The organism is Acinetobacter sp. RF14B (assembly GCF_006864105.1).
Classification (GTDB): domain Bacteria; phylum Pseudomonadota; class Gammaproteobacteria; order Pseudomonadales; family Moraxellaceae; genus Acinetobacter; species Acinetobacter lwoffii_C.
The window spans coordinates 1-2,618 of sequence record NZ_SMTB01000165.1 but is presented as its reverse complement, the minus strand read 5'-3'; the positions used below and the strand labels follow the sequence as shown (position 1 = coordinate 2,618).

Sequence of the window (2,618 nt, the reverse complement as noted above, 5' to 3'; positions counted from 1 at the left end):
ACCGATTGGCTTCATTCTGGCAACCGGCTCATTCCTGACGCTGGGCGCATTTATGAGCGAACAGGCCTTTATGACCTGGGGCTGGCGTATTCCCTTTATTTCTAGCGCCCTGCTGGTCATTATCGGTTTATGGATTCGTTTAAAACTGCATGAAACTCCGGCCTTCCAGAAAGTGCTGGATAAACAAAAAGAAGTCAACATTCCTTTCTTTCAGGTATTTAAGAATCATTCGAAAATGCTGGTGCTCGGCACAATTGCCGCGATCTGTACCTTTGTGGTGTTCTATTTGACCACAGTATTTGCACTGCAATGGGGCACCAAACAATTGGGTTATTCGCGTGAAGAATTCCTGAAATTACAGCTGGTGGCGACGCTGTGTTTTGCAGCTTTTATTCCTTTATCTGCAGTATTGGCAGAGAAATTTGGCCGTAAAACCACCTCAATTGGGGTATGTGTAACTTCTGCTATTTTCGGGATTTTCTTTGCCGATATGTTGGAATCTGGTAATACGCTGATTGTTTTCCTGTTCCTGTGTATTGGTCTGGCGATTATGGGGCTGACCTATGGGCCAATTGGTACGGTACTGTCAGAAATTTTCCCGACCTCGGTACGTTATACCGGTTCTGCGCTCACCTTTAACCTAGCCGGGATTTTCGGTGCCTCTTTTGCTCCCCTCATTGCGACCAAACTGGCGACTGAATATGGTCTGTCCGCAGTAGGCTATTACCTGACTGCAGCCTCCCTCCTGTCTTTGGTGGCCTTCCTGCTGATTCGTGAAACCAAAAACGACGATGTCAACAATCAGATTTAATGGCTGCTCAAGCTTAAATCCTGATCAAAGCCAGCATAAAGATGCTGGCTTTTTTTATGATTTCACAACAAAAAACGGCTGTTTCTCTCGGCCTACTTCAGGAACAATCAAATGACTAGAATCTCAATATGAGGCAGACAGATGCAGGAGCTTATTGAACAAATTTCTCAGCAGCAGCTGGTCGAAATTATTATTCTGCTGGAAGATGATAAAAAGCTGGAAGCGATTCATTATATTCGGTCCCACACCCCTTTAGATGAAATACAGGCTCGACAGCTGATTGATGAGATTGTACGTGAGCATGATCTGGCCCTGCAACGTGATCCGAATGACACAATTGGCCCACGCTTTACTGAAGATGAAGATATGCAGCTGCTGACTCCGCCACTAGAATTACCGAAGCATCCTCAGCTGAGTATTTCCAAAGAGCAGGAAGTGGCCGCACAGCGTGTCCCGGAGACGACTCCTACCCAGCAGATTAAAAAGAAAATCTGGATGACGGCGGCAGCCATCGTACTGCTAATTATTCTGGTCTGGATTATCTTTTAAAAACCACGCCAATCCAGCTCTATTTAAACAAGCTAGATCAATTCAATAATATCAATCGTTGGGGGCACCCGAAAACGAAACGGCACCCCGACCATACCTGTTCCCACCGTCACAAATACATCGGCATGTTCATGACGGTACAGACCTTTCTTATGTCCCAGAATGGAGACTTTCTTCATCACATAATCGGTCAGCCAGGGCAGTTCCACCTGCCCGCCATGTGTGTGTCCAGACAACATCAAGGGCCGGATGGGCAATTTCGGAATCATGTCCACTGTATCCGGATTATGCGACAGGATCACCCATGGCTTGTCTTGGGGTAAGTCTGGCATTGAACGCATATCGGTTTTGCCCGCCCACAGATCACCCACTCCGATCAGACGAAACTCGTCAAATTCAACCATCTTTCCTTCAATATCCATGACCTGATTGACTTCCAGTGCATAGCGCAACAACGCCTGAATCGGAGGACCTGGATACTGCTCATCATGATTGCCATTCACCGAATAGACCGGCGCATGAATTTCCTTTAAAATTGCCAGTTCTTCTGCCAGCTTATTTTCAGGTTCGTAGGTCCAGTCTCCCGCTACCACCACCAAATCTGGCTGTAGGTGATTCAGCTTGTGTACAATCTGTCTTAACTGACGCTCATGGCCTGAAAATAGACCGATATGCAAGTCGGCAATCAGAGCAATTCGCACAGGCTGTTTCAGCGGCTTGTCTGAATTAATCTGATAGCGCATGGTTTTCACGCAAATGATATGCGGCTCGATAAAACGCGCATAACTCAGCACGCTGGTAATCAGGAAAATAAAAATCGCTTCATGTGGCGAGTAATAGCCCGTCCAGCCAGCATAGATACTAAAGAACACCAGAGGAATCAGCAGATAGGCCAGATAAAAAGCCAGCAGATGGGCAAATGCTTTAAAAGGATGTATAGTTTCCGTACGCGACTGGCTGGACCATGCCTGATACACTGCCCAGAAGGCGAGAAGCGCCATCCCTATATAAAAATAAAAAAATACGGAACTGCTATCCCACATACAATCGCCTTATCAAGTTCACCAGTATATGACTGGCTTTATATTTATCTTTTCATAGCTGGCCATTATACTCAATTCAAATTTTCCAAACTTTAATCTCTATGACCTCTGCTTTCCGCACTCAAGCCACATCTACTGCTTTTACTGCCCGTCGCCGCTTGAGTACCGGAATGTTGCTCAGTGCAACACTGGTGCTCGGCTTGCCCGCATGCAGC

3 protein-coding genes are annotated in these 2,618 nt (G+C 46.4%); 2 read left to right on the top strand and 1 reads right to left on the bottom strand.

Features of this window, described 5'->3' with window-relative positions:
- Nucleotides 1-811, top strand: an 811-nt coding sequence (locus E2K52_RS14105) for an MFS transporter (protein WP_151205641.1), incomplete at its 5' end; no start/stop codon positions are given.
- A 141-nt stretch (nucleotides 812-952) separates the two neighbouring features.
- Entirely contained in the window at nucleotides 953-1,360 is a 408-nt protein-coding gene (locus tag E2K52_RS14100) for a hypothetical protein (protein WP_151205640.1), read from the top strand.
- 32 nt (nucleotides 1,361-1,392) lie between these two features.
- Here E2K52_RS14100 and E2K52_RS14095 read toward each other — a convergent pair whose 3' ends face one another.
- Nucleotides 1,393-2,403: a metallophosphoesterase gene (locus E2K52_RS14095; protein ID WP_151205639.1), complete on the bottom strand. Its 1,011-nt coding sequence runs from the start codon at nucleotides 2,401-2,403 to the stop codon at nucleotides 1,393-1,395.
- Nucleotides 2,404-2,618: the final 215 nt, after the last annotated feature.

What these genes read in the sequence shown, in the direction of transcription:
- E2K52_RS14100 (WP_151205640.1), top strand. Translation starts at nt 953, where the DNA reads ATGCAGGAGCTTATTGAACAAATTTCTCAGCAGCAGCTGGTCGAAATT.
- E2K52_RS14095 (WP_151205639.1), bottom strand. Translation starts at nt 2,403, where the DNA reads ATGTGGGATAGCAGTTCCGTATTTTTTTATTTTTATATAGGGATGGCG.